31 protein-coding genes are annotated in these 26,998 nt (G+C 42.8%); 24 read left to right on the top strand and 7 right to left on the bottom strand.

The annotated features are described in order from the left end of the window. Positions 1-42 precede the first annotated feature (42 nt). The 9 genes from B5D59_RS13175 (at position 43) to B5D59_RS13135 (ending at position 7,416) form a co-directional block, all read left to right on the top strand. The gene (locus B5D59_RS13175) at positions 43-2,457 is read left to right on the top strand and encodes a Na+/H+ antiporter subunit A (RefSeq protein ID WP_176132590.1); all 2,415 of its coding nucleotides are present in this window, start codon (positions 43-45) and stop codon (positions 2,455-2,457) included. Beyond that, positions 2,444-2,869, top strand: a complete 426-nt coding sequence (locus tag B5D59_RS13170; protein ID WP_078818274.1) for a Na(+)/H(+) antiporter subunit B — start codon at positions 2,444-2,446, stop codon at positions 2,867-2,869. The genes B5D59_RS13175 and B5D59_RS13170 overlap by 14 nt, the downstream gene beginning before the upstream one ends. Next, complete coding sequence (locus tag B5D59_RS13165; RefSeq protein ID WP_009498902.1) at positions 2,869-3,201, top strand: Na(+)/H(+) antiporter subunit C; 333 nt, start codon at positions 2,869-2,871, stop codon at positions 3,199-3,201. Before B5D59_RS13170 ends, B5D59_RS13165 begins: the two co-directional genes overlap by 1 nt. Continuing rightward, positions 3,194-4,678, top strand: a complete 1,485-nt coding sequence (locus B5D59_RS13160; protein WP_078818273.1) for a Na+/H+ antiporter subunit D — start codon at positions 3,194-3,196, stop codon at positions 4,676-4,678. Before B5D59_RS13165 ends, B5D59_RS13160 begins: the two co-directional genes overlap by 8 nt. 16 nt (positions 4,679-4,694) lie before the next feature. Beyond that, the gene (locus B5D59_RS13155) at positions 4,695-5,177 is read left to right on the top strand and encodes a Na+/H+ antiporter subunit E (RefSeq protein ID WP_009498900.1); all 483 of its coding nucleotides are present in this window, start codon (positions 4,695-4,697) and stop codon (positions 5,175-5,177) included. After that, positions 5,174-5,458, top strand: coding sequence for a Na(+)/H(+) antiporter subunit F1 (locus tag B5D59_RS13150; RefSeq protein ID WP_009498899.1), 285 nt, complete (start codon positions 5,174-5,176; stop codon positions 5,456-5,458). The genes B5D59_RS13155 and B5D59_RS13150 overlap by 4 nt, the downstream gene beginning before the upstream one ends. Beyond that, a complete protein-coding gene (locus B5D59_RS13145; RefSeq protein ID WP_040759905.1) occupies positions 5,436-5,810 on the top strand; it encodes a Na+/H+ antiporter subunit G in 375 nt (124 codons plus the stop codon). Before B5D59_RS13150 ends, B5D59_RS13145 begins: the two co-directional genes overlap by 23 nt. A gap of 73 nt (positions 5,811-5,883) precedes the next feature. Then, the gene (locus B5D59_RS13140; RefSeq protein WP_009498897.1) at positions 5,884-6,264 is read left to right on the top strand and encodes an ArsR/SmtB family transcription factor; all 381 of its coding nucleotides are present in this window, start codon (positions 5,884-5,886) and stop codon (positions 6,262-6,264) included. 54 nt (positions 6,265-6,318) lie between these two features. Beyond that, a complete protein-coding gene (locus B5D59_RS13135) occupies positions 6,319-7,416 on the top strand; it encodes a GNAT family N-acetyltransferase (RefSeq protein ID WP_078818272.1) in 1,098 nt (365 codons plus the stop codon). 35 nt (positions 7,417-7,451) lie between these two features. On the opposite strand, the gene B5D59_RS18055 is transcribed toward B5D59_RS13135, so the two are convergent. Beyond that, positions 7,452-7,607, bottom strand: coding sequence for a lmo0937 family membrane protein (locus B5D59_RS18055; RefSeq protein WP_139366021.1), 156 nt, complete (start codon positions 7,605-7,607; stop codon positions 7,452-7,454). 205 nt (positions 7,608-7,812) lie between these two features. Between B5D59_RS18055 and mntR the strand changes: the two genes are divergently transcribed. The 5 genes from mntR to B5D59_RS13110 all read left to right on the top strand — a co-directional run bounded on the left by mntR (position 7,813) and on the right by B5D59_RS13110 (position 11,050). After that, positions 7,813-8,220: a transcriptional regulator MntR gene (gene mntR / locus B5D59_RS13130; protein WP_078818271.1), complete on the top strand. Its 408-nt coding sequence runs from the start codon at positions 7,813-7,815 to the stop codon at positions 8,218-8,220. Positions 8,221-8,235: 15 nt separating this feature from the next. After that, positions 8,236-9,090, top strand: coding sequence for a CvfB family protein (locus tag B5D59_RS13125; protein WP_078818270.1), 855 nt, complete (start codon positions 8,236-8,238; stop codon positions 9,088-9,090). A gap of 65 nt (positions 9,091-9,155) precedes the next feature. After that, a complete protein-coding gene (locus B5D59_RS13120; protein WP_078818269.1) occupies positions 9,156-10,043 on the top strand; it encodes a DUF1002 domain-containing protein in 888 nt (295 codons plus the stop codon). A 56-nt stretch (positions 10,044-10,099) separates the two neighbouring features. After that, the gene (locus tag B5D59_RS13115) at positions 10,100-10,417 is read left to right on the top strand and encodes a GNAT family N-acetyltransferase (RefSeq protein ID WP_078818268.1); all 318 of its coding nucleotides are present in this window, start codon (positions 10,100-10,102) and stop codon (positions 10,415-10,417) included. Between the two features lie 159 nt (positions 10,418-10,576). Then, positions 10,577-11,050 carry a DUF4064 domain-containing protein gene (locus B5D59_RS13110; RefSeq protein ID WP_078818267.1) on the top strand — a complete coding sequence of 158 codons (474 nt, stop codon included), beginning with the start codon at positions 10,577-10,579 and terminating at the stop codon, positions 11,048-11,050. A 42-nt stretch (positions 11,051-11,092) separates the two neighbouring features. Here B5D59_RS13110 and B5D59_RS13105 read toward each other — a convergent pair whose 3' ends face one another. Further along, entirely contained in the window at positions 11,093-11,590 is a 498-nt protein-coding gene (locus B5D59_RS13105; protein WP_078818266.1) for a GNAT family N-acetyltransferase, read from the bottom strand. 342 nt (positions 11,591-11,932) lie between these two features. Here B5D59_RS13105 and B5D59_RS13100 point away from each other — a divergent pair, with 342 nt between their 5' ends. The 4 genes from B5D59_RS13100 (at position 11,933) to B5D59_RS13085 (ending at position 14,426) form a co-directional block, all read left to right on the top strand. After that, positions 11,933-12,328, top strand: coding sequence for a hypothetical protein (locus B5D59_RS13100; RefSeq protein WP_245799530.1), 396 nt, complete (start codon positions 11,933-11,935; stop codon positions 12,326-12,328). Between the two features lie 163 nt (positions 12,329-12,491). Then, the gene (locus B5D59_RS13095) at positions 12,492-13,274 is read left to right on the top strand and encodes an AraC family transcriptional regulator (RefSeq protein ID WP_176132589.1); all 783 of its coding nucleotides are present in this window, start codon (positions 12,492-12,494) and stop codon (positions 13,272-13,274) included. Positions 13,275-13,331: 57 nt separating this feature from the next. Then, positions 13,332-14,114 carry a membrane protein insertase YidC gene (gene yidC, locus B5D59_RS13090; RefSeq protein ID WP_078818263.1) on the top strand — a complete coding sequence of 261 codons (783 nt, stop codon included), beginning with the start codon at positions 13,332-13,334 and terminating at the stop codon, positions 14,112-14,114. Positions 14,115-14,177: 63 nt separating this feature from the next. Further along, positions 14,178-14,426, top strand: a complete 249-nt coding sequence (locus tag B5D59_RS13085; RefSeq protein WP_078818262.1) for a hypothetical protein — start codon at positions 14,178-14,180, stop codon at positions 14,424-14,426. Positions 14,427-14,538: 112 nt separating this feature from the next. On the opposite strand, the gene B5D59_RS13080 is transcribed toward B5D59_RS13085, so the two are convergent. Next, positions 14,539-15,699, bottom strand: a complete 1,161-nt coding sequence (locus B5D59_RS13080; protein ID WP_139366020.1) for an MFS transporter — start codon at positions 15,697-15,699, stop codon at positions 14,539-14,541. Positions 15,700-15,860: 161 nt separating this feature from the next. On the opposite strand from B5D59_RS13080, the gene B5D59_RS13075 reads away from it, so the two are divergent. Further along, the gene (locus tag B5D59_RS13075) at positions 15,861-16,778 is read left to right on the top strand and encodes a M15 family metallopeptidase (protein WP_078818260.1); all 918 of its coding nucleotides are present in this window, start codon (positions 15,861-15,863) and stop codon (positions 16,776-16,778) included. A gap of 47 nt (positions 16,779-16,825) precedes the next feature. On the opposite strand, the gene cls is transcribed toward B5D59_RS13075, so the two are convergent. Beyond that, the gene (gene cls / locus B5D59_RS13070) at positions 16,826-18,277 is read right to left on the bottom strand and encodes a cardiolipin synthase (RefSeq protein ID WP_078818259.1); all 1,452 of its coding nucleotides are present in this window, start codon (positions 18,275-18,277) and stop codon (positions 16,826-16,828) included. A gap of 95 nt (positions 18,278-18,372) precedes the next feature. Continuing rightward, positions 18,373-19,551 carry an MFS transporter gene (locus B5D59_RS13065; RefSeq protein WP_009498881.1) on the bottom strand — a complete coding sequence of 393 codons (1,179 nt, stop codon included), beginning with the start codon at positions 19,549-19,551 and terminating at the stop codon, positions 18,373-18,375. A 311-nt stretch (positions 19,552-19,862) separates the two neighbouring features. On the opposite strand from B5D59_RS13065, the gene B5D59_RS18265 reads away from it, so the two are divergent. After that, positions 19,863-20,003, top strand: coding sequence for an Lmo0850 family protein (locus tag B5D59_RS18265; RefSeq protein WP_009498880.1), 141 nt, complete (start codon positions 19,863-19,865; stop codon positions 20,001-20,003). A gap of 64 nt (positions 20,004-20,067) precedes the next feature. On the opposite strand, the gene B5D59_RS13060 is transcribed toward B5D59_RS18265, so the two are convergent. After that, positions 20,068-20,409, bottom strand: a complete 342-nt coding sequence (locus B5D59_RS13060) for a zinc ribbon domain-containing protein YjdM (protein WP_009498879.1) — start codon at positions 20,407-20,409, stop codon at positions 20,068-20,070. 75 nt (positions 20,410-20,484) lie between these two features. Beyond that, positions 20,485-21,669, bottom strand: coding sequence for an FtsW/RodA/SpoVE family cell cycle protein (locus B5D59_RS13055; RefSeq protein ID WP_281250676.1), 1,185 nt, complete (start codon positions 21,667-21,669; stop codon positions 20,485-20,487). Positions 21,670-21,903: 234 nt separating this feature from the next. Between B5D59_RS13055 and B5D59_RS13050 the strand changes: the two genes are divergently transcribed. From B5D59_RS13050 to cshA, 4 genes are all read left to right on the top strand, one after another. Beyond that, positions 21,904-22,968: a D-alanine--D-alanine ligase gene (locus B5D59_RS13050; RefSeq protein ID WP_078818258.1), complete on the top strand. Its 1,065-nt coding sequence runs from the start codon at positions 21,904-21,906 to the stop codon at positions 22,966-22,968. 14 nt (positions 22,969-22,982) lie between these two features. After that, positions 22,983-24,353, top strand: coding sequence for a UDP-N-acetylmuramoyl-tripeptide--D-alanyl-D-alanine ligase (locus tag B5D59_RS13045; RefSeq protein ID WP_078818257.1), 1,371 nt, complete (start codon positions 22,983-22,985; stop codon positions 24,351-24,353). Continuing rightward, positions 24,350-25,042 carry an alpha/beta hydrolase gene (locus tag B5D59_RS13040; protein ID WP_009498874.1) on the top strand — a complete coding sequence of 231 codons (693 nt, stop codon included), beginning with the start codon at positions 24,350-24,352 and terminating at the stop codon, positions 25,040-25,042. Before B5D59_RS13045 ends, B5D59_RS13040 begins: the two co-directional genes overlap by 4 nt. Positions 25,043-25,465: 423 nt before the next feature. Next, on the top strand, positions 25,466-26,971 hold the full coding sequence (gene cshA, locus B5D59_RS13035; RefSeq protein ID WP_040759893.1) for a degradosome RNA helicase CshA: 1,506 nt from the start codon (positions 25,466-25,468) through the stop codon (positions 26,969-26,971). The last annotated feature ends 27 nt before the right edge of the window (positions 26,972-26,998 follow it).

Here is a 26,998-nt window from a genome sequence, read left to right as displayed (position 1 = left end):
GTTAGTCGATGTTTACGTTAGAATTTTTTAGGAGGTGTAAGGTTGATTACCGTCTTGCTGGCAATTTTTATTCCATTTATCGCAGCATGTTTGGTGCCATTCGTACATAAATTTTTAACCGGTAGGAAAATCGGTTGGTTTGTAATCATTGTTCCCTTGCTTTTATTCGTACTTCTTCTTCGTTTAGTTCCCTCGCTTTCACATGGCGCAACTTATACATATTCCCTTCCTTGGATACCTTCGGCGGATGTCTATTTTTCGACGTATTTAGATGGGCTAAGTATGATTTTTGCCTTGTTGATTACAGGGATTGGTAGTCTAGTCGTTTTCTATTCAATATTTTATCTTTCTGAACGAGAAGCGATTGGCCGCTTTTATACATATTTACTACTGTTCATGGGTGCGATGCTCGGGGTAGTTTTGTCTGATAATCTGATCGTTCTGTATGTTTTTTGGGAATTAACAAGTATTTCCTCTTTCTTGCTGATTGCATTCTGGTTCCACCGTAAGCAATCAAGATATGGTGCTAAAAAGTCGATGTTGATCACCGTGACTGGCGGTATTTTCATGCTGGCAGGGTTTTTAATGCTATACACGATGACCGGAACATTTAGTTTACGTGAATTGATCGGAATGCGCGATATCATCGCTGCAGATTCTCTTTTCATTCCTGCCATGCTGCTCGTATTGCTGGGTGCGTTTACAAAGTCCGCGCAGTTTCCTTTCCATATTTGGCTGCCTGATGCCATGGAGGCACCAACTCCGGTCAGTGCGTATTTGCATTCTGCCACGATGGTGAAAGCCGGTATTTATCTCGTTGCTCGCTTTACACCTGTATTTGCGGGTCATGCGGTGTGGTTCTATATCGTTTCATGTGTGGGTCTGTTGACGATGCTATGGGGGTCTGTCAATGCTGTGAAACAGACCGATTTGAAGGCGTTATTGGCCTTTTCAACGGTAAGTCAGCTCGGTATGATCATGAGCCTGCTCGGCGTTGGCTCACTTGCATTTGCTTCTTCAGAAAGCTCGCACGTGGCGCTATTTACAGCGGCTACATTTGCTGCATTATTTCATTTGGTCAATCACTCGACCTTTAAGGGATCGCTGTTTATGGTTGTCGGAATTTTAGACCATCAGCTTGGGACGCGTAATATTAGACGGTTGGGTGGTTTGGCGACAATTATGCCGATCACGTTTACGATTGCGTTGATCGGGAGTTTTTCCATGGCAGGATTGCCTCCTTTCAATGGTTTCTTAAGTAAAGAGCTATTTTTTGAGGCCATGCTGTCACTGAAAAATGCCAACTTATTGACGATGGATTCACTTGCTCTGCTCTTTCCCATCGTTGCATGGGTCGGCAGTGTCTTTACTTTCATCTATTGTATGGTTATTGTGTTTCAGTCCTTTTTGGGAAAGGTGCCAGAACCGTTCCCCGGCCAGCGCCCTGCTCATGAAGCACCCATCCAAATGTTGGTGGCGCCAATTGTGCTAGGCAGTTTAGTACTTTTGATTTTCTTCTTTCCGAATATTTTGGGGACGTATATTTTGGGACCTGCCATGCTTGCGGTGTATCCGCATCTTGGGAACATGGAAGGCTTGGTTCCTGAGATCTATGTTTGGCATGGATGGAAGGCTCCGGTCTTTATGACGCTTGGTGTAATCATAGCGGGAACCTTGCTCTATCGTTATTTACGTTACTGGAAAGGCGTCTATCGATTAGGAGTTCTGCAATGGACGTTGGATCGTTTCTATAATGGGACACTCTTACGGATGGAACGAGTGGCGACACGTGTTACGAGAGGCTATATGACGGGTTCTGTGCGTGATTATGTCGCATATATCATGCTGATTTTCATTGCGTTTATCGGAATCGGATTAGCTGGTTTCCAGCAATTTGTCTTTGATTTTTCAAACGATGCATCTATAGAAATGAATGAAGGCGTCATCGTTTTTGTGATGATGTGTTCGAGCGTGGCGGTTTTGTTTGCGCGCTCCCGAATTACAGCCATAATTCTAAACGGTGTGCTTGGGTATTCCATAGCGATTTTATTTGTCGTATTCCGCGCACCTGATTTGGCTTTGACACAAATTATTGTGGAGACAGTTACGACTGTGTTGTTCTTACTGTGCTTTTACTTTTTACCTGAGTGGAGAGCGGAACATAGAGCGGTATCCATGAGATGGCGCAATGGGCTGATTGCAGCGGCTTCGGGAGTCATTGTCACTGTAGTGGCTTTGTTGGTCCAAGGTCATTCGTTGTATCCAACTATCTCGATTTATTATGAAACAGCTTCGCGCATTGCGGGAGGGCTGAACGTAGTTAATACCATCCTCGGTGATTTCCGGGCGTTTGATACGATGCTGGAAGTGTTGGTGCTGTTTATCGCCGGACTTGGTGTGTTCTCGTTAGTGAAGCTGCGGCGCAAGAAGGGAGTGGATCGTCCTGAAGAAAAATGATGTGATCCTGCAGACCGTAACGAAAATTGTATTCTTCATTATTTTAACATTTGGCGTGGAGCTGTTTATATCTGGCCACAACAATCCAGGTGGCGGCTTCATCGGCGGTTTGGTGCTCTCTTCTGCGTTCGTCTTGCTTTATCTTGTATATGATATTGAGACGGTTCACCGAGGCACGCCATTCGATTTTAAGCGGGTGGCTGCGTTAGGTGTTTTATTGGCAGTAGGGACAGGCGTTTTATCTTTATTGTTTGGTGTTCCTTTTTTATCGCAGTCGACAAGAGAATTCGATCTACCGGTTTTCGGAGAGACGGAACTTGGAACTATGACGATTTTCGAAGCGGGCGTCGCACTGACGGTACTTGGAGTGGTAGTAACGATTATTTTGGGAATCAGTGAGGATGTGGAGTAATGGAAACATTAATTACCCTTCTGGTTGGTGTGTTGGTGATGGTCGGTGTTTATTTGCTTCTATCGAAAGAAATGTTGCGAGTTATTTTAGGTACGGCGATTCTTTCTCATGCCATTCATTTATTATTACTAACGATGGGCGGTTTGAAGAAAGGGGATGTGCCGTTGCTTCATGAAACAGCAGCAGAATATACGGATGCTTTGCCGCAAGCTTTGATTTTAACGGCGATTGTCATTAGCTTCGCTGTGACGGCATTTTTATTAGTGCTGGCATACCGCGTCTATCAGGAATCTGGTCGAGGACCTGAATTGCGAGGGCACCAAGATGAATAATTTACTAGTGTTGCCTATGATTCTGCCTGTATTGATGGGTGTAATCCTAGTGCTTTTCAGGCCGTATATTAGGGTTCAGCGTGTGCTGAGCCTATTGACGATGGTGCTGTCAGCCGGTGTTGCGGCTTATTGTTTGGAATATATCCGCCGTACAGGTATTATGCGATTGGATTTTGGGGATTGGTTACCGCCACATGGCATATTATTTGTAGGTGATTCATTTGCGATGTTACTTGTTTTGGCAGCTTGTGTTGTATCGAGCATAATATTGCTCTATGCATTCGTGACGACAGGTATAGAAACGGAAAAGATGTTTTTTTATCCATTCTTTCTATTTTTAGTGGCGGGTGTTAACGGATCTTTTCTGACGGGTGATTTGTTTAATCTATTTGTCTGTTTTGAAGTCATGCTGCTGGCATCATATGTTCTTCTTACCTTAGGCGGACGCAAGATGCAACTGAAGGAAGGTATTACTTATGTGCTGATCAATGTGCTGGCATCTTGGTTCTTCTTGCTGGGCATTGCATATCTGTATGGCACGGTCGGTACTTTGAATATGGCGCATATCGCGGTTCGTGTCGCGGAAGCTGGTCAAGGACCATTGCTTACTTTGATCAGTATCGTGTTCTTAATAGTATTCAGTTTGAAAGCTGGACTGCTCCTATACTTCTGGCTCCCCGGGTCGTATGCTGCACCTCCTACAGCAGTCGCTGCATTGTTTGGTGCTCTGCTGACGAAGGTTGGAATTTATGCGTTATATCGGATGTTTACGCTAATTTTCATTCACGATCCATTAGTCTTTAAAATGATCGGCGTATTAGCGGTTGTCACGATGATCGGTGGTTGTTTGGGTGCCATTGCCTACGGGGATATTCGACAAATTGTTTCCTATAATGTCATCATTTCAGTTGGCTTTGTATTAACAGGACTTGCAATTTCGACGACTACGGCATTTCAGGGTGCCAGTTATTATTTGGTTCACGATATGGCTAGTAAAGCATTGTTATTTTTACTTGCGGGTACCGTGGTACATTTGACCGGTCGCTCAAAGTTCGATGAAATTAGCGGGTTGATCCGGAATTATCCGCTGGTGGGCTGGCTATTTTTCCTGACGATGTTAGCAGTTGCAGGAATTCCGCCGTTAAGTGGTTTTATTGGAAAGGTGTATATCGGTTTAGGGGCGATTGAAACAGGTTCCTATCTGTTGTTGGCAGTCGCGTTCATATCCGGTATTGGAGTTCTGTATTCTTTGCTTCGCATTTTCCTAAATAGCTTTTGGGGAGAAACGACGATCAGTGAAGATGACCAAGTGTCGTTTAAGAAGGCGCTCGGACTGCCGCTTGTGTTGCTTGCAATGTTAGTGGTTGGTATGGGAATCGGAGCGGAATTGCTTTCACCATATATTCAAGATGCAGCTAATACATTGGCGAATCCAGAACAATATATTCGGGCAGTTCTCGATAATGATTTGAAGTAGAGAGGGGGAGAGCGGCATGCCAGTCCAGCTATTGCTGAATTTATTCATCGCATTTTTATGGATGACTCTGATAGATGAAGATGAATTGAAATTCACAACGTTTTTTATGGGGTTTTTAGTCGGAATCGGCATCATCTTTTTTATGAGCCGTTTTTTCGGCATGCATTTTTATTTACGCAGAGTGTACGCAGCTTGTAAGCTCCTGCTCATCTTCATTCGGGAATTGACTCAGTCCAGTGTGGTTGTCATTTCTCAGATTTTGCGACCAACATTGCGGATTAAACCGGGGATTTTTAAGTATGAAACGATTTTGACGAGTGATGTAGAAGTAACGATGCTGTCGATGTTGCTCACGCTGACGCCAGGTTCCGTCGTAATGGAGGTTTCACACTCTGGAAATGAATTGTACATTCACGCGATGGACGTAGAAGAATCTCGAGAAGGTCTCATCAAGCAATTGAAGAACTTTGAGAAGGCGATTATGGAGGTGACACGATGATTACAGGCATGCTGACAATATCTGTCACTTTATTCGCGCTGACTATTTTAGTGGCGGTCATTCGGATTATTTTAGGTCCGTCGTTGCCGGACCGGGTCGTGGCACTAGATGTGATTGGCGTGAACTTGATTGCGACGATTGCTGTCGTGTCAGTCATGATGAATACGAAAGCATTCTTGGAAGCTATTTTGATTCTCGGTATTCTTTCGTTCATCGGGACGATCGCATTTTCTAAATTCATTGAGAGGGGGAAAATCGTTGAGCGTAAGCGAGATGGGTGAATTTGCAGGTGCATTGTTGATTTTGACCGGAGCTGTCGCGAGTATCCTCAGTGTTTTTGGCTTGATCCGGCTGCCGGATGTCTATACCCGATCGCATGCCGCGACCAAGAGCTCAACACTCGCAGTGCTTTTGACTCTGTCGGGTGCTTTTGTATACTTCCTTGCCGCTGAAAATTTCATTAGTGTGCGGTTATTGCTGGGGATAGCTTTTGTTTTTTTGACAGCACCAGTCGCTGGACATGTGATCATTCGGGCGGCATATCGTTCCAAAGTTAAATTGGCAGACATATCAACTGAAGATGAACTGTATGAGAAGATCCATGGAGTGAATGAGGATAAAACCAATGGATAGGATGATCAAACTCCTATCTGAGTAAATTGATTTTACTTAGTATGTTCTATATAATGACCATAATCTACAGTCTATGGAATGGGGTGGAAATGTGGCGAATACAGATTCATGTGACGTGACGATCGTACACGAGGACGTTGTGCGGAAAATTCAAAACGAGCTTCCGGATGTAGGGGAAATGGTACAAATATTCAAAGCGTTAGCCGATGAAACGCGGCTGAGGATTGCATATTCCCTGACATTGGAATCTGAAATGTGTGTTTGTGATGTAGCAGCTGTTATTCAATCTTCGTCGGCTACAGCTTCCCATCACTTGCGGTATTTGCGTGAACATTCATTGGCGAAATCGGAAAGACGCGGAAAAATGGTATACTATGCTTTAGCAGATAAGCATGTTGCTGACTTGGTGAAGATTGCGTATGAACATGCAATTGAGGAACAACACACGATGTAATTGAACTGTGCAGTGAGATGCTTGCTAAAGAGCGAGCATGATGGAGGAATTTTGATGCGCTTACAAGAATGGACGATAGAGGAACAAGATTTACTAATTCAGTTTATGACAACGAACTCCTGGCCATATCATGATATTAGCGAGCCCGGGCGTGAGTTATTGGAAAAGTCGATAGAAGAAGGCGGCTATGCATCCGATGACGTGAAGACGTTCTGGATAGAGAATAATGAAGATGAAAAAGTGGGTATTGTCAAAGTCTATGATTTACAAGAAGATGTTCCGTTGTTTGACTTGCGAATTGCGGATCGTTTCAGAGGTTATGGATATGGTTCGCGTGCGCTGAAGAAGCTGACGCAGTACGTGTTCGAGCTGCCTGAACAGAAAAATCGTATAGTAGGACATACCCGCCACGATAATGCGGCGATGCGTAAAGCCTTTGAGCGTGCGGGTTTCGTCAAAGAAGCTCATTTGCGGAAAGCTTGGTTTTTCCCTAAAGAGAATACCTATTATGACGCAGTGTCTTATGGGATGACCCGGGAAGATTATATAGCAGGCACAACAACCCCTGTGCATTGGGAAGATCGTGACTTTTACGAAAAAAGCATTCCGGATTTCAAAGAACAGTTCGAGTCATCACGCTTACTGATTCGGGCGCCAGAGTTGAATGACGCAATGGATGTATGGGGTGCTGTTTCACGTTCAATACCGACTTTGCGGCGCTGGACAAAATGGGCACAACACGATCTTACAATTGAGAGAACAGAGGAGCATGTTCGTCAAACGGTTGCTGAATTTATTAGCAGAAAGAACTTATGTTTCAACTTGTTTTTAAAAGATACAGGTGAATTTATCGGCTGTGCAGGATTACATCAAATTGATTGGCGGATTCGTAAGTTTGAATTGGAGTACTGGCTGGATACGAAATTTGAGGGGCGAGGTTATATGACGGAAGCGGTCAAAGAAATTGTAGCTTTTGCCTTTGATGAATTGCAAGCAGAGCGGGTGGAATTTCATTGTGATGAGAAGCACAGTAAGGGACTCGCAGTAGCAATGCGTGCAGGTTTCGAACTGGAAGGAATTCTACGTAAAAATGCTCCCTCCGCGAATGGAAAAGACTTGCAAAATACATGTTTGTACGCAAGAATTACCTGAACGCAGAGCGAGCATTAATTGAGATTTACTATTCACTATACCGATCGTCTTCCGGTGAGTAACTGAAGAATGAAGATGATTCCTGCCACTACAAGAAGAAGGTGAATAAATCCGCCGCCGATCTTTGCAACTAATCCGATTACCCATAATGCTATTAAGACTACAATAACAAGCCATAGTAAACGAGCCATTTTACATCACCTCTTTTCTTTGTTGTGTAGTTAATTTACCCAACCCACTAATTCCTAAACTTCTAAGACGAATATCAATTGCGCCGAGGCATAATTGTGTTCAGAAATTTATTGAGCTCACTCGAAAAGCTCCCTTAAAAATCTGTGACATCCGCTGGAGGCATGAAGTTAAAGTGTCTTTGCATTTAAACTAGGAGGCGATGTCTTGGCTACACCAAGTATGGAAGATTACATTGAACAAATTTATTTACAATTGGAGGCAAGGGGGGAAGCGCGTGTGTCAGATGTGGCAGAGGCGCTTTCCGTGCTTCCATCGTCTGTGACGAAAATGGCGCAGCGACTAGATCGGGAAGGGTATGTGCATTATGAACGGTATCGTGGTCTTGCCCTGACTGAGCGAGGATTGCGTTTTGGGAAAAAGCTTGTGCGTCGTCATGAACTACTCGAACAGTTCCTTCGAATCATCGGGGTGGAAGAAGAGAACATCTACGGGGATGTCGAAGGAATTGAACATCATCTCAGCTGGAATGCAATGGATCGCATCACGGATTTAGTGGAGACATTGGAACAAGATCCTGAGTTTATAAAAAAATTAAAAAGAAGAGCACTTTAGAAAGGACGGTCATTCATGACGCAATTACAATCAGGCACGCTTGCAAAACTTGAAATCCTTCGAAAGGAAGGATCTCGATGGGTGCTGGATGCAGACGGGGAAGAAATTTATTTGAATCTTTCGGAAGCACCGGACTTAGAGGAAGGCATGCAAGTAGAAGTTTTTCTCTATATCAACCGAAGAGGTGAATTAACGGCAACTGCACAGCTACCGACTGTCACAGTCGATACATTTGGCTGGGCAAAAGTCATTCGACTTGAAAGAGAAGAAGGTGCCTACGTGGACATCGGTTCATCTTTTGAAGTACTAGTTAACCGTGCTGATTTTCCACAGTTAAAAAAGCTTTGGCCGCAACCAGGCGATCAATTATACATGACATTACGTACCGATCCGGGTGGAAATTTATTTGGTCGCTTAGTTACCGAGGAACGTGTACAGGAGCATTTTACAATTGCTGATGAAGATTTATACAATCAGAATCTAAAAGCGAGAGCCTATCGTCTACTGCCTGTGGGATCTTTCTTCTTAACGGAAGATTTGTACCGCATTTTCGTTCATGAAACAGAGCGTCAGCAAGAACCTCGATTAGGTGAAGAAGTGGACCTTCGAATCATCGGGGTACGCGATGACGGGACCTTGAATGGTTCATTATTGCCGAGGAAGCAGGATCGCCTGCAAACAGATAGCGAACAAATTATGTCCTACTTGGAAGAGGCAGGCGGCAAGATGCCATTTACCGATAAATCGTCTCCTGATGAGATTGATGAGATGTTCCAAATGAGTAAAGGTTCATTTAAACGCGCGCTTGGAAAATTGATGAAAGAAGGACGAGTCGTGCAACAGGACGGCTGGACTACATTGAAGTCTTAAGACAGACGCAACTTTTTGAATTGCCTCATCGTATCTATATGTATAGAACAAGGAGGAGAAATTGTATGAAAAAAGGATTGTCATTGTTATTATCAATCATATTAATGGTTGGCGTCATCATGCCGTCAGCTGTTTTTGCAGATGACGTGATCAATGAAAAATTAGGTGTGCCGATTGTCGTCTATGGTGCAAATTTATCCGAAAGCGAAAAGGCTAGCGTCAAAAAGGATTTGAATGTGGCGGGGGAAGCTGAAGTTGAGGAATTGACGGTAGACGGTAATGACTTAATTAAATATATACCAGGCGGAGACCGCAACGCGCGTATGTATTCTTCTGCGAAGATCACTAGGCAGGAAGAAGGCGAAGGTCTCGTCATTAATATCGTGACGCCAGATAACATCACACAAGTGACTGCCGACATGTATGCTACCGCAATGCTAACAGCAGGTATTGAGGACGCAGTCGTTGAAGTGGCGTCTCCGAAAAAAGTGTCAGGCCATTCCGCGCTTGTCGGTATTTATAAGGCGTACGAAGTGACCGGGGAAGTATTGGACACGGAACGTACGGATACAGCAAATGATGAATTGAATCTTGCGACAAAGCTGTCTGAAAAAGCAGGCGTTGATAAAGATGAAGTGGCTCAATTGCTGACCGATATTAAAAAGCAAATTGCCGAGCAAAAGCCTGCAACGAAAGAAGATGTCGAGAAAATTGTCAATGAACAGCTGAAGAAGCTTAATATCCAATTAAGTGATGCTGACCGTCAGTTATTGATTGATCTCATGGATCGAATTTCAAAGCTGGATATCGATTTTTCAAAGCTAAATGAACAGCTAACCGACATGGCGTCTAAAATCAAAGACAAACTGGGAGATATCGATCCGAGTTTCTGGGAGAAAGTAAAAGAGTTCTTCAGAAATATGGCAGATTCGCTCAAATCATTGTTTAGTTAAGTTACAATAGTGGTAGGTTAAAGAGTATGAGATGAAACTACAAAGGAGAGATTTGCATGACTGGAAATAAAGATATGAATTTGCCTGAAAAGTTGGATTTGGATCTTGTGGAATTAGGCGGACATAAATACGCTTATCAGCATAAAGACAATGGTAAAGTGACAGCTGAGATCGAATGGACAGAAGAAAACGGCATCATGACAATGACACATACCTTTGTAGATGATTCATTACGCGGTCAAGGTATCGCTAAAAAGCTACTCGACCAAGCAGCGGTAAATGCACGCGACAAAGGATTGAAGATGAAAGCGGTTTGTTCTTACGTAGTGAATGCATTTGACGGTAGTGAGGACTACAACGACGTTAAGGCTTAAGTTTTGCAATCGCTTGGAATGAAATTAACAGTGAGTAAAAAATGTTGCTATGTCATTTAACTTTTCAGTAGATGACCCACATCGCTTTTTTGAAACTTTTTCATTTCCCTAGCGTATAAATGGGAGGGAAGTAAACTTGAAGAAGAGGATGATGTGGAGATGATTAACAGAACGGCTGAAAGAGTGCTTTCTATTATAGCGGCTATTTTGACAACTATTGGGTTGGCAGGATCTGTGTTAGTGGGAGTATTTTTCAACATGGGGTTTTCTCAACCAGAAATACAAGAGGAAATTCGTCTAGGTATGGCTAGTGATGGAACATTGACACCTTCTGAAGTCGATATGTTAATGGGATTCGTTGAGTCATTTTCTATATTCATTTGGATTCTGGTCATTGCAGCTTTCATCAGTCTCGTGCTGAACATTATAGGGACCGTAAAGATTTGGAACAATGCCAATCCGAAAGCGGCTGGAGTTTTATTTATCATAGCGGGATTATTTGGCGGTATCATTTCTCTGCCATCGATTCTACTCTATATTGCTGGAATCCTTTGTTTCACGAAAAAGGATCCACTGGCACCTGAGCTGTCACACGATGCATCTGAAGCCAGTCAGACGAATTGGATGAGCTGAGGAAACCCATAAAAAAACCCTTTTCTTTAAAGAAAAGGGTTTTTACATATAGACAGGCTGCCTAACCGGCAACGAATAGTGGATAGTCTCAACAGGAATTCCTTCAAATAGCTCAGGGAAAGACTCCACGTGAAGAAACCCGTGATCTACGTAGAAGTGTTGTAGTTCATTTGCACGTTCATCTACATATACATCGATTCGCTGTGCGGAATGTAATAAATCTAACGCAGCATTGAGTAATAATTCTTCATAGCCACTCTCGAGATGTGATGGGAGTACATGAAGAGCTGTCACTTCACACTCCCCGTCTTCGTCGATCGGAGTATGGCTTAAGTATCCTACAGGAAGCCCTTGCAGGTCTGTAGCGATTAAGATAGTCGTCTTTTCTAGTTGTTTTCGTAACATTAACTCGGAATAAGAGCGGTTAATAAAATCCTCAAGAACTTCACTGGGAATATCATCTTGGAACGTATGTCGCCACGAAGTGAGGGCGATATATTGAACATCTCGAATATCTTCTAATGTCATTTGTCTGATCATAGTGGTCTCACTCCTGTCATTCTTTCCATATAGTATATCAAATTAGTCGTCTCAAAACTACGATGTCATGAAAATGAAATATACTATTCTGGCAACTTGGTTAGCGCACATGAGTTCCTTTCAAGTAGAAGTTTTAATATAATGAGATTGTAGCAGCCAAACATCGTGCAGTCGACATCGGGGTCTAGCATTCACGATTGAAACGGTTGGTAACCACCAGTCGCAGAAATTTCAATGCTAAGTAACTAACTGTCCTGCGGTACGTTTGAAAATATGTTGCTCGGGTATATTAAGGATTAAGTAGACAAGCACTACAATTAATTAAGACGGAGGATGGTATACATGGCGGGTAAAAAATCGAATGGATTATTATTAGCAACCTTAGCAGCAGGTGCATATGCATATTTCAGTAAAAAAGAAAATCGTGACAAAGCAATGGAGACTGTTGGTACATTAAAGGAAAAAATGGATTCGTTCATGAATAACAACAAGCTGGTAGATCAGACCGATGAAAAGGTCGGACATTCCGATCCAGAAGACTTTGGTGACAACAATATGGTATCAGAAGGTGCGCAAACTAGTGTTCACTATTACAACCAGGAAGTTCAAGATCCAGACAAGAAATCCTCGGAAAAAGACGGCCTTTACAAGAAGAATAAAAACACCTCAGACAATGAGCCACTCTACAACAAAGACAAGTCCACGAATGAAGCAGCGAAAGAGACCAAATCTAATTAATCATATTCATGCTAAAAGCGTCCCTTTCGAAGGGGCGCTTTGATCTATATATATCAGTAAATCTAGAAACTGTAGATAAATTTGGAGAATAAGGTAAAATGATTTACATATAATATCTCGTCATGAACTATCTGAGATAGAGAGAATGAGTGGAGTGATACTCATGACTAACAAAAGAATAGTAGCCTCAAGTCTCGAATTAATCAATGCAGCGGAAAAAGAAAACAGCACCCAAGAAGCAAAAACATTCTTTCGCCTAGAAGAGGAATTGCTACAACAGATTTTTGCTCTAGAAAGAGATAAGGCCCGCGATACACTCAAAGAGATCCAACAAATCTTAGCGTTGTACACCCCTGGGTTTTCAATTAAAGTCATTCAATATCATTTCATCGTACTCTCAGCGATTGTAACTCGACAATTGCAAGTGAGGGCTATTTTAAATGAAGAAAATGCTTTTACATTCAGTGGCACTTGTATTGAATTAATAGAACAAAACCTGACGGTGGATAATGCGAAAGAAATTGGAGACGAGTTAATCGAATTCTTTTGCTATGTGCTGAAAGAAAAAGAAAAACCTTCGCTCTTACATGAAACAGTAAATGAGGTAATTCAGTACATCGACGAAAACGTAGAGAAACAACTTGTTGTTGAAGAGATCGCCAAACGATTTAGTGTAAGCACGAGCCATCTTTCTCGTATATTCCGTGAGTACACATCCGTCACATTAGTGGAATTTATTACGATTCGTAAGATAGAAGAAGTACAGTATTATTTACGCTTTACCGACCAAAAGATTGCTGAAATCGCAGAAAGATTTCATTTTTGCAATCAAAGTTATTTTACCCGTGTTTTTAAAAAGTACACGGGAGTAACGCCGCGGCGTTTCCGTAAAGATTTAGACGGAAATTACTTTCAATTTACAATAAAAAAAGATGATTCGCTGTAAATCTTACGCTGTTTGCTGTATAATTTTCTATAGTTTGAGATAGCGTAGGTGAAATCATTGAAAAAAAGAATAGGGCTCGTAAGTTTACTGGCTATTACTGCTGTGTTTTTGAGCGGTTGTTCTGGAGTAGAAAATAAAACAGGTCTTTTCTACAGCACATTTGTCCGGCCGATGGAGTGGCTGCTTCATTATCTTGGTGAAATGTTTGATGGGAATTACGGTATTGCGATTATCATTATAACCGTAGCAATCCGTTTGATTTTAATGCCGTTAATGCTGAAGAACTATAAATCTCAGCAAGATATGAAAGTTAAAATGGATGCATTACGACCTGAAATGGAAGATATCCAGAAGCGCATGAAAGAGTCCAAAGAGAAAAATGATAAAGAAGAGCAAATGAAGTTGCAGCAGGAAATGATGGGCTTATACTCTAAACACGGAGTGAACCCATTGAATATGGGTTGTCTGCCGCTTATTATTCAGATGCCGATCATCATGGGTTTATACTTTGCAATACTTTATGCACCACCTGAAGTGAAAAATCATGAGTTCTTATGGTTTAAACTTGGAGAACCGGATATCATTATGATGCTTGTTGCAGGTGCAGTGTATTTTGTACAAGCACGCGTATCGTTATGGACGATGCCGGAGCAGCAGCAGAAACAAATGAAGTTATTCATATACATGTCGCCCATCATGATTATGTTCATTTCTTATACTGTCATGGCGGCACTTCCGTTATATTGGGCAGTCGGTGGATTGCTTCTAATATTCCAGACGTATCTAGGACGTAAGTTTTATTATAAACATACCGATACTCCAGTCGCTGAAGAAAAATAAGGTACATGAAAAGCTGGCGTATACCAGCTTTTTTTGATGCCGAAAGTGGAAAGGGAGAGTCGTATGAAAGCGAAATGGATCATGGGTTTGGCGATTGCGGCTTCTGCTGCCGTCTCACTTTATTTTATTATCCGATTAAATTTAGAGTTCGCTATCTTGTCCATGCTGATCATGTTTACATTAACCAATGCATCACGCGCGGTCATGTATAAAAACCAGGGATTAGCACGTGAGTCCAAATGGATGTTGTGGATGTCGATGTTCTTCGCGGTTGCCTCAATAGGAACTCTGATCTATATATGGATGTTATGACACCTGCTAAATAAGAAATAAAACTGCATTCATCTCAATTCCTATAGGCGATGGAAGTCTTCTGCTGAATAAAAATAAGAGGAAAGGCGCTCTCAAGAAGTGACCTTTCCTCTTAGCTGTTTTCGACTATAAATCTTCCTTTGAAACGTAGAGTTAAGAAGAAAGCGGCAACAGAGCAGACCGCCATGCTTAAGAATGCCAGTCGAGGCGTATGATCATACAGATAACCTGCGGGAAATGTCAAAATTGCAACGCTGAGACTCATGGCAACTGCTGCATAAACACCTTGTGCAGAGGCGATTAAATTGTGAGGTAAGCTTTTTGATATATATTGAATGAACCCAAAATGCGCCAAGCCGAATGAAACAGAATGCAATACTTGTGTAGCAACGAATACACTTGTCATAGGAAATAGGAAGATCAAGAACCATCGCACTGCGGAGCCGATAGCTGCAACCAAAAATATTGTAGAGGTTTTGGTTTCCGAAAACAGACGATCTGCTTGGCTAAAAAATAAAATTTCAAACAGAACAGCAATATTGAGGATCACCCCAATATAAAATCCGTTGATGCCTAAGTCATTCAGAAAAATGAATCCGTAATTATAGTAGGATGCGTGTGCTCCCTGCAATAAGATTGCGATGAATAGAACAATGAGAAAAGGTTTGTTTGCAAAAAGAATTTGTAATTGGCCTTTCTGTTCGTTCGAAGCAGAAGTTGGCAGCGCCTGCAAGGCATCTGGTGCGTTTTGATAGAAGAACCATAGGGCTGCGCCTAATCCGATAATCATCATGTATAAGATGGTGTGTTCACCCCAAACAGCCGTCACAATACCTATTAGTAAAAGGGCGACGGTATAGCCAATCGAACCGAAAGAGCGGCTTTTTCCATAATGGATTTGCTCTGATTGCATGAGTAAAGAAGCTCCGCTTTCAACGCCGGGTAAAATGACCGGATAAACTGCACTAAATAAGACGGTCAGTCCAAACAGAATGAAAAATGGACTTTCAGGTAAGTAAGCTAGTGCAATCAGAAAAGAAAGCAGTGTAGTCCAACGTATTACGCGTAGAAGAGACATGTGTCGCATGGCATATGGAAATAGAAAAAAGGTCGAGAATGAGCGTGCAATCATGCCTGCTCCCATAATAATACTCGCTTGCGTAACGGAAAGCCCTTTCGTAGATGTTAGCCAGCCAGTCCAATAGGGCAAGAAAACACCCCATGTAAAGAAAAAAGCAAAGAAACTCATCGAGAGCCAGCGCTGATTATTCAATTTTATTACCTCGCAATTAGTCTCATGATAGATTTCTTTAAATGGTAGCATAGACAGACTAAAAAGAAAAATGATGATACACTATATAAAAAGAGTATAGGATGAATAGTAATTGATTTGTTTGATAGGCGACTCAGAGAAAGAAAGCAGGGTAAAGTAGGATGAAAAAAAGAGGAAGATTTTCCACTCAAAAACGTAAACGAACAACTAAATGGACGAATATGATAGTAGGGCTGATATTTATTCTCTTAATAGGGAGTGTTGTTTGGATCGGAGCGAATGGATGGAATGTAGAACGGGCGGTTAAGAGCTTGCAAGGGAATACTGAACAGCCTAGTGAGTTTGAGGAAATCGAGCCCAAACTAGATAACGATGCAACAACGGAAAGTGAAATAGAAAAAGCTAACGAACTTGAGGAAACGCCTCTTAGAGAGGTCAAAGAGGCGCCTAACGCAGCAGAAGACCCCAAAGAAGGAGAATCAAAGGTTCAATCGGAACAGGCACAGAAGAAGCCTTCTAATCCAATAGGGTATATAGAAGGACAGGAATTGCCTGCTGAACCTAAATATATTAAGGGAGTTTTAATTGCCAGTAAGCAATATCCGTTACCGAAGGATTTCGCACCTGGTGAAAGTAAGGAAGCGAGAGCTGCTTTTGATGAAATGGCAGCCGCCGCCGCAACCTCAGGTATCAATTTACAGGCATTCAGTACATACCGTTCTTATGACTATCAAGTTACTTTGTATAATCGGTACGTAGAAAGGGATGGGCGGGAGGCAGCTGACCGCTATAGTGCACGACCGGGTTATTCCGAGCACCAGACAGGGTTGGCGTTCGATATCGGTGAAGTCAACCATGAAAAACATTGGGCATCCACTTCATTTGGCGATACGGAAGCCGCGAAATGGTTGGGTGCAAATGCTAATCAGTATGGCTTTATCCTTCGCTATCCTGAAGGAAAAGAAGAGATCACTGGATATATGCATGAATCTTGGCATTATCGGTATGTTGGCAAGGAAAAAGCGGAGCAAATATTTAAGCGGAATATAACACTGGAAGAGTATTTAGGAGTTCACTAATGAAATAGCCGGCAAAGGATGAACATATCCTTTGCCGGCTATTTTTCTCATAATATAGGGGATAGCAAACGTGAAACAGATTCCTTCACTTTGATGAATCGTGGTCGGTTATAGTAATCCTCAAATGTTAGCTCCGTACAGAGTTGGATGTCCTGCTCGAAGATTTCTGCCAGTTCATGTGATTTTTCGCGATCGTAGATGAAAGCATTCACTTCGAAATTCAGCCGGAAGCTGCGCACATCAATATTTGCCGTGCCGACGGTGGATACTTGATCATCCACGACGATCATTTTGGAATGAATGAAGCCATTTTCGTAAATATAGACTTTTGCTCCTGCCTTGAGTAAAATACCGATATTTGAGTATGTTGCCCAGTAAACAAACATGTGATCCGGTTTATTGGGGATCATAATTCGAACGTCCACGCCAGATAAACAAGCGATGCGCAATGCATCGAGTACACTTGTATCCGGAATGAAATAAGGTGTTTGGATGTAAATATACTCTTTAGCAAGGAATATCATTTTTAAGTAGCCATCTTTAATATCTTCCCATTGCGAATCTGGTCCGCTGGAAACGATTTGTACGCCGACTGTACCTTTGCGTGGTATTGCTGGGAAGAATCTCTCGTCATACTGAATATGAGTTTTGGCAGATGCTTGATTCCAATCTAAGATGAAGCGTGTCTGTAGTGGATGAACTGCACTGCCTTCCATCCGCAGATGTGTGTCACGCCAGTAACCGAATTTTTTACTCAGTCCTAAATATTCATCACCTACGTTAAATCCACCAATATAGCCGACACGACCGTCAATGATGACAAGCTTTCGGTGATTCCGATAGTTCAATCGGGGATTGATGAGCGGGAGAATGGCAGGAAAGAATGCAGCTACTTCGCCGCCGCTCTCTGTCAGCTCATGCAAATGATTCACGTGTAAGTCTCGTGAACCGATATCGTCAAACAGCATCCTAACTTTCACGCCTGCTTTAGCTTTACGTATTAAGACATCGACAATTCTTTGTCCAATCCCATCTAAACGGAAAATATAATATTGAATGTGAATATGATCTTTAGCATGTTCTAAGTCATCCAGCAGTGATTCAAACTTTTCATTGCCATCCGTAAAGATGTGCACATCGTTATCTTGCGTAAGAACAGAATGATTATTACGAAGATGGAGATAGATCATATCATGGTATTGCTCAGTGTCTGCCTTCAAAAATTCAAAGGATTCATCCTCTATCGCTTCAAGTTGATAATCGATGAGCCTTTCAATCCCAATCTTACTCCTGCCTTCCCAGCGGAATAAATGTTTTTCACGTAGTTGGCGGCCGAGTAGCAAATAAATGATGAATCCGACGATAGGCACGAAAAATAGGACGAGAAGCCAAGCCCATGTACTGGTTGGATCTCTGCGCTCTAAAAAGATCAAAGCAATTGCTAAAAATATGTTAATGATCAAAGTGCCTGTGATAATCAAACTAATCACTTGCGTCATATTCTTCCTCCCGTAGATTTATATACTATTTCTATAGTATAACGGAGTTAGTAGGAAAAGAAAGGATTACTAGAGAGTACGTCCTGCCTAGCCTTTCAAGAAACGGCTGTTTCCGTTACGTTTTTCAAAGAACGAGTAGATTTTCGGAAAATCCACACGAGCCCAATCGAAAGGATCGCTAATATGGCGGAAATAAAGTACATATTCCCTGCCTCCATCGTAAAAATCCAAGTGAATAACAATGGGCCGATGATCCGTCCCATATTATCCATGGAATAGGACAGACCGGCAGCCGTTCCATACATACCTCCTGCTTCCTTGGTTGTCAGTGAGACAAGAACAGTCCGCACAAGCGCATTTCCTGCTGTGAAGACACTCATCGCAAAACCTGCCCAAATTAAGTTCATTGAAAACGGAATGAGTGCCAAACCAATAGCCGTGACAATTTGCGCAACGATAATCCAGGAAGTCTCTGTTCCATTTTTTACTCTGCGCACGACTCCGCCTTGAATTGCGGCATCCACCAAACCGCTGACCATAAACAAATAACCGAGCTGCAAAGGCGTAATTTGAATTTTATCAATTTGGAACAACTGGAATGTCGACTCCACGCCTGCCAATAAGAAAGTTATGATGAAAGAAGTGATGAATAAATAGCGAATTCGATACGTCCAAAGTGTAGAGGCTCCTTTTGGTATGATCGCCCGTTTGTTTGCAGAATTATGTCTGTCGGGTTCCTTTAGAATGATGGACGCATAAACGGTTAATAAAAGTGTCAGCGTGCCCGATGCAAGAAAAGGAATTTGCAACTGTATATCACCAAGTATCCCACCAATTGCAGGGCCGAAAATAAAACCAAGTCCGATTGACATGCCGAGAAGCCCCATATATTTATTACGGTTCTCCTCTGTAGTTAAGTCCGCTACAAAGCCGGTGACCGCTGTATAAAGAGCTCCAGAAAAGATGCCGCCGATAATCCGTGAAACGTATAATAGCGGTAAATGGTGCATGAATACTGCGAACAAGAAGAAGCTTGCGCTAAAACCAAGCAATCCAATCATGATCAGCTTCTTTCTGCCTGTCCGGTCAGATAGTGAACCCCATAATGGAGCCGTGAAAAAAGAGGAAAGGGCGTAAATGGTCAGCAATCCTCCGACATGTACTTCTGAATAGCCTTCAGCCAGGATGACTTCGGGTAAGATAGGAATAATAATGCCAAATCCCAAATAGACAAAGAATTGGACGGACATCAATAAAAGAATCGTTTTCTTCATAGGTAACCCGCTTTCTGAGTAATTAGTTTCTCTCACATCGTACGATGAATGCGGATAGCGTTCAAGTATCGAGAGAACTAAAATGACATCTACAACCAATCAGTAATGAAGAAGTTCTGTTTTTCCATTGCTTCAGATTTTATATTCCAATGCAAAATACTTGCAAAATAAATGAAACTGTAACAAAAATGAAAGATTTAAAATGCTTTCACAGTGGTATAATAGGGATAATAAGAATTAATCATCAAAATAGAACTTCATAAGCTGGTAATGCGTCTATATAATTAACTAGGAAGGTTGAGGTGGGATGAATGGCTAAAGAAATGGACATAAAGAAAATTATATCCAACTTGGCAAAGCTTGGAGTTTCCGCAACGTTGACGAAATCGAGAAGTGATATGCTTCAATCTCTGACGCCTGCTGTACAAGCACCGCCCGTACAACCCAATTAAATTTGCAATAAGATAAAAAGATCACCTCTGAATCCTCGGAGGTGATCTTTTTATTAGGGATTCTTCAAATTTTCTTGACGAATTCAGACTTCAACTGCATGGCGCCGAATCCATCGATTTTACAGTCGATGTTATGGTCGCCGTCGACCAGGCGAATGCTTTTCACTTTTGTCCCCATCTTCAGTGCAGTGGAACTTCCTTTTACCTTCAAATCCTTGATAACGCTAACCGTGTCTCCGTCCTGCAGGAGATTTCCGTTGGCGTCTTTCACTACTAGGCTCTCGTGATCAGACTCTTCCATGGATTCCTCTGTCCACTCATGCGCGCATTCAGGACACACGAGAAGGTTTCCATCCTCGTATGTATATTCAGATTGACACTTTGGACAATTTGGTAATGTTGGCATAAAAAACTCCCCCTTTTCTGTACAGTTTACACAACTTCTACCTGTCAGGAAAGGAGGTCTCTTTTTTACGCATAATCAGTCTTCATCGTCTGAAGCGAACATATACGTTCTATGATGGAATTTCATACTGAAAATCAAACCGATCGCCAGCATATTACTGAACAAGGAACTACCGCCATAGCTTATGAAAGGCAAAGGTATACCGGTAATCGGTAACAGCTGAATATTCATGCCGATGTTCTCGAACACGTGAAAGGAGATCATGGCGATAATACCTGTACACACATAGACACTGAATGGATCGTGAAGTGAAAGCGCCACTTTGGTTAAGTGATAAATCAAAATAAAATATAAAGTGATGACGACACAAGCACCGATAAATCCATATTCTTCACCGATAACGCTGAAAATAAAGTCGGTGTGATTTTCAGGGATGTAGACAATACGACCAAGAAAGCCTTTCCCTGTTAACTCTCCAGAGCCGATAGCAGTCATCGCCGTGATCAAGTTATACCCCTCATCTGTTGGATAGGAATACGGATCAAGCCATGAGTACACTCGTTTGAATTGATAAGGGGAAAATCCGATTTTATCCAAGAAATCCTGCGCATAGATAGCCATCCAGAGCACGCTTGCTGCCAGTGCCGCTCCGATTGAAAACAATGGAGCGAGCAACTTCCAGGAAATACCCGACACAATGACGACCGCAGCTGTAATCGAGACGAAAACGAGAGAAGTTCCTAAGTCGGGCTGCTTCATGATGAAGAACAATGGCACGACCAGCATGAGTGCAATCTTACCAAGTAACTTGAGATCTGATTGATAGGTCCGATGCAACACTTTTTCATTATGTGAGCTGACCATCCGTGCAAGCCCGAGAATGAAAAATGTTTTGATAAACTCGGCAGGCTGGATCGTTCCGATAACCGGTAGGTGAAGCCAGCGCTTCGCACTATAGCGCATCTCTGCGATTTGACCCGGTCCGCCCGGTGCAAGCATAAGGAATAGCAATAAGAAAATCCCGAAGCCATATACATACCAAGCAATTTTCTTATATTGATCTGGTTCAAAGTACATTACCATCGCGACAATGAACGATCCAAGAACGTACCATGTAACTTGTTTGATAACAAAGTTTTGAGTATATTGCTCAGAAGTTTGAGCAGAACCAATGACAACTAAACTAATAACCCCGAATAACATAATGATAAAGGCAAGTGTCCAGTCGAATCGTTCACCTAGCCTGTTTGTTTGTTTCAATTACGAACTCACCTTTTCTATAGCCATCATTTTGCTAGCTTTTATCAATATTCATTACAATCACTTATTATATCGTAAATGTTTTTAAGAAGTACACCTATTAATTGACGCTTTGTGAAATGAATGGTTTCTATAACTTGTAAAAAGAATGTCCAACGTTAGTTTTCCGTTCATGAACAGTCTCGTTTCATGGTAAACTATATGAATCAAATCTACGGATTGCGAGGAGATTGTATGAAAAAACGATTAGGGCTAGTATATGGCGGGAAATCCGCGGAGCATGAAGTTTCACTTTCCACAGCGCGTGCAGTTACACAGGCGCTGGATTTGAATAAATATGAAGTACTGCCGATTTACATTACGCTGCAAGGAGAATGGCTGAAAGGTCAGCCGCTCGAAGGACCGGTCACGGAAATCGACATTTTGCGTCTGAAAAAAGAAGGGGTGTCGCAACCGGATCATATTGAGGAATTTTTAAAAGGGGATATGCCGGATGTGATCCTTCCACTTCTGCATGGAACGAATGGGGAAGACGGTACAGTCCAGGGATTGTTTGAAGTGCTGAATATTCCATATGCAGGAAATGGTGTGCTTGCTTCATCAGCGGGCATGGATAAAGTTGTCATGAAACAATTATTCGCTCAAGCCGGATTGGCTCAAGTAGAATATATTCATTTCATTCGCAATGCATGGCAGGAGGACGCCGCAGCTTTATTAGACCAGGCAGAACAGAAATTGTCCTATCCGATGTTTGTTAAACCGGCAAATCTTGGTTCGAGTGTGGGGATCAGCAAGGCGGATGATCGAAACGAACTTCAACTGGCAATCGAACTGGCACTGAGATTCGATCGTAAAATCATTATAGAACAAGGCATCCAAGCGCGTGAAATCGAGATGGCGGTACTTGGTAACGATCACCCGGAAGTATCAGTTGCAGGTGAAATCCGTCCGGTCGCAGAGTTTTACGATTATGAAGCAAAGTATCAGGATCAAAGCACCGAATTATCAATACCGGCTGAAATTTCTGATCCAACGGCACGGCATATGAAAGACATGGCGTTCCGTGCATTCAAAGTGCTCGATTGTTCTGGGCTTGTTCGTGCAGATTTTTTCGTGACACAAGACGATGAAGTGTTGATCAATGAAGTAAATACTCTGCCGGGCTTTACTCCGACAAGTATGTTCCCATTGCTTTGGCAAAAATCCGGGCTTGCATATCCGGATCTGATCGACCGACTGATCGAGCTGGCATTTGAACGTCATGCTGAAAAGCAGAAATTGCATTACACAATGGATTGAGCGGAGGATATAACGTGAAACGAAATCTATCAACAATACAGCGGTGGTTGAAGGCGGATGGCCAGCATATTGCACAACAACTTGTAACAGGCGTATGTATCGATTCCCGCCAAGTCCAGGCCGGGGATTTGTTTATACCATTTCGTGGGGAACAGGTGAATGGCCACAAATTTGTGGAGGGTGCGATCGAACAAGGCGCCGTCGCCGCACTCTGGCTGAAAGACGAACCCAACCCGCCTGCTCACCTGCCACTTTTATTTGTCGAGGATGCAGAACTGGCACTACAGCAAATTGCACGCAGCTATCGGCAAAAGTTAAACTGTAAGATTATCGGCGTAACAGGTTCCAATGGTAAAACGTCGACAAAAGATTTATTAGCTGGTGTGTTGTCTCCGTATTTTAAAGTGAAGAAGACGGAAGGTAATTTCAACAATGAGTTAGGTCTTCCACTGACGTTATTGTCGGTCGAAGAGGAAACCGAAGTTGCCATACTTGAAATGGGCATGAGTGGGTTTGGGGAAATCTCTTTCTTATCAACGCTTGCGGCTCCTCACTTCGCGGTGATCACCAATATTGGGGAAGCGCATATGCAAGACCTTGGCTCTCGTGAAGGAATTGCGAAAGCGAAGTTTGAAATAATCGATGGGCTGAAGAAAGACGGATTGCTGCTTTATGACGGCGACGAACCGTTGTTGCAGAACCTTATTGCGAGTCAGCCTGCAGTGCGCAGTATGTCATTCGGATACGAACGAGCGGATTTGACAGCGGAACAAATTGAGTCTACCGACAAAGGCAGTTCTTTTGCTGTTCGGGGTAAACTGCAAGGACAATTCACGATTCCTGTTTATGGTGCCCATCAAGTGAAAAATACGTTGGCGGCGATACTCATTGCCGATGAACTCGGGCTAACGGATGAGCAAATTAAAAACGCATTGGAGCAGACTGAACTGACTGATATGCGCATGCAACCCGTAGAAGGAATTAATGGTTCCTTGCTGATTAACGATGCATATAATGCAGCACCTACTTCTATGCGGGCGGCGTTCCGTTTTATTAAGGATACATCCGTTCGTCGAGATAAATGGCTTGTTCTTGGAGATATGCTGGAACTTGGGGAAGAAGAGCAAGACTACCACGAAGGGCTTGCAAATGATTTGAACGAGCTTGATCTGCAAGGCATCGCACTATTCGGCAGACGGATGAAATGGCTGGCGGATCAGCTGACGGACTTTCCGGGTGAAATCATGTGGACTGCGAATGATGTCGAACTGATTACGGATGCACTTAGACCAAAATTGACGGAACAGACAGTCGTGCTGTTTAAGGGTTCAAGAGGAATGGAGTTAGAGCGAATCATCCAGGCCCTGGCAGAGGAAACGCCGTGACGACTGGCGTGCTCTTTGTTCACGGATTTACAGGAGGCCCTTTTGAAATCGCTCCCTTGAAGCAGTTTTTGAATGCTCGTACCGATTGGATTGTGAGGTCTCCCGTTTTACCGGGACATGAATTGGAAATCGGTTTACAAGAAGGTTCTGCCGCTTCGTGGATGATGGCGGCAGAGCTTGAGTTACAGAAGTTGCAGAAAGAAGTGGATCATGTGATTGTCATCGGTTTCTCGATGGGTGGTTTAATCGCCATGTACTTGGCTTTGCGTTATCCAATAGCAAAGCTTGTGTTGCTAAGCGCTGCAGCGAAATACATAAGTCCGCGGATATTGATGGAAGATGCACATGTCATGATGATATCTTCCATTCAGCGTCGCTATCCCGCAGATTCTTTCTACCACTTGTACAATTACAAACTCACACATACACCGATGCGGGCGACGCTTGAATTTTTGCGTGTCGTCCGTTTGGTGAAACCGTATTACCATAGGGTGCGGACGCCGGTCTGCATCGTACAAGGTGAACAAGACGGAATCGTACCTGCTTCCACAGCTACTGTGTTATTCAGACAGCTTGGATCAGAGCATAAGAAATTGATTTATTCGGAACGCGGAAAGCATCATATTTGCTATAGCGATGACCGAGATTTGTGGTTTTCTAAGGTGCTGAACTTCTTGACAGAAGACTGATTAATGGAACATAAGCTGATTCGTTGCAGTCCGGGGTGATGCGTGTTAGACTAATGAAAGGAATTGGATACATTTACAACAGCACTCTTCCGTTTTGTGAAGAGTACTTTTTTTTGAATAAAACGGTGGATACTTAGGCAAACTAGCAATGAGTTGCCGATCCAACCGCTCGGCAAGGACTGAGCTTTCCTTGTATGTCACAGGTTTCGCATTGTGCTGCATAATAAATCTGGACACAATTACGCTAGATGTAATTGATATGCCCCCTCTGCATCCGCAGGAATCCTTCCATTAGAGATTTCAAACGCCAGATGGATATATCGGAAAGGCTCCCAACTTTCAAAGTACATGGCTCGAATTGCCGCGCTTTCATTTGCAAATGTAACCAATTGTCAAATGAAGAAACAAAGGAGATTGAATATTTTGACGAAGTTTTCAGAATTGAATATTAGTGAAACAACACAAAACGCTTTGCTACGCATGGGGTTTGAAGAAGCAACACCGATCCAAGAAGGTACGATTACATTTGGTATGGAAGGCCGAGACGTAATCGGTCAAGCTCAGACAGGTACAGGGAAAACAGCGGCTTTTGGTATTCCGATCATCGAGAAACTTGATCCGAAAAATCCGGCAGTCCAAGCATTAGTCATTGCACCTACGCGTGAGTTGGCAATCCAAGTATCCGAAGAAATCTACAAAGTGGGCTACGGCAGCCGTGCGAAAGTTCTTTCCGTTTATGGCGGACAAGAAATCGGGCGTCAAATCCGTGCACTACGCAACAATCCAAACATCGTAGTCGGAACACCGGGACGAATCTTGGACCATATTAACCGTAAAACATTGAAGCTAGACAATGTCCAAACGCTTGTATTGGACGAAGCAGATGAAATGTTGAACATGGGATTCATCGAAGATATCAATACGATTCTTGCGAGCGTTCCGGCTGAGCGTCAGACGCTGTTATTCTCAGCAACTATGCCAGCTCCGATTCGTAAAATCGCAGAAACATTTATGAAAAACCCTGAGATCGTGAAGATTAAATCCAAAGAGATGACTGTCGAAAATATTGAACAGTTTTTCGTTAAAGCACATGAGCGTGAGAAGTTCGATGTTCTTTCCAGATTGTTAAACGTTCACCAACCAGAACTTGCAATTGTCTTTGGTCGTACAAAGCGTCGTGTCGATGAGTTAGCACATGCATTGAGCATCCGCGGATACTTGGCAGAAGGAATTCACGGTGACTTGACACAAGCAAAGCGTATGTCAGTTTTGCGTCAATTTAAAGATAACAAAATTGATGTTCTAGTGGCAACAGACGTAGCGGCACGTGGATTGGATATTTCAGGTGTAACACATGTATACAACTTTGATATTCCACAAGATCCAGAAAGCTATGTTCACCGGATCGGACGTACAGGCCGTGCAGGTAAAAGCGGGATGGCGATTACTTTTGTCACACCACGTGAAATGGGCTACCTTCGTATAGTTGAAGAAACAACTAAGAAGCGTATGACACCTTTACGTCCGCCAACATCTGACGAAGCATTGTTCGAACAGAAGAAGATAGCGGTTGAATCTTTATCAGAAACAATTAAGCAAAATAATTTAGAAGACTACGCAGGACTTGCAGCACAATTGCTTGATCAGTATGATGCAAAAGACATTGTGGCAGCAGCTCTTCGCTCGTTGACTAAAGATGTAGATGAGACACCGGTCACTATTACGGAAGAACGCCCATTGCCTTCACGTAGAACTTCATCCGGCAACCGTGGTGGCTATAAAGGCAACCGTAGCGGCGGCGGACGTTCTCAAGGCGGACGCAGCAGAAGCTTCAGCGGCGGTACTGGTGGTTCACGACGCAGCAGTGGCGGTGGACGCGACGGCGGCAGAAGAGACAGCCGTTCACGCAGCAACCGTACAGAACGATAAAAATAGAGTATTCAAAATCCGAACTTG

This window comes from Sporosarcina newyorkensis (genome assembly GCF_900167515.1).
In the GTDB taxonomy this organism is placed as follows: domain Bacteria; phylum Bacillota; class Bacilli; order Bacillales_A; family Planococcaceae; genus Sporosarcina; species Sporosarcina newyorkensis.
Note: the sequence above shows the minus strand (reverse complement) of the source record. Positions and strands in the feature narration are given on the sequence as shown.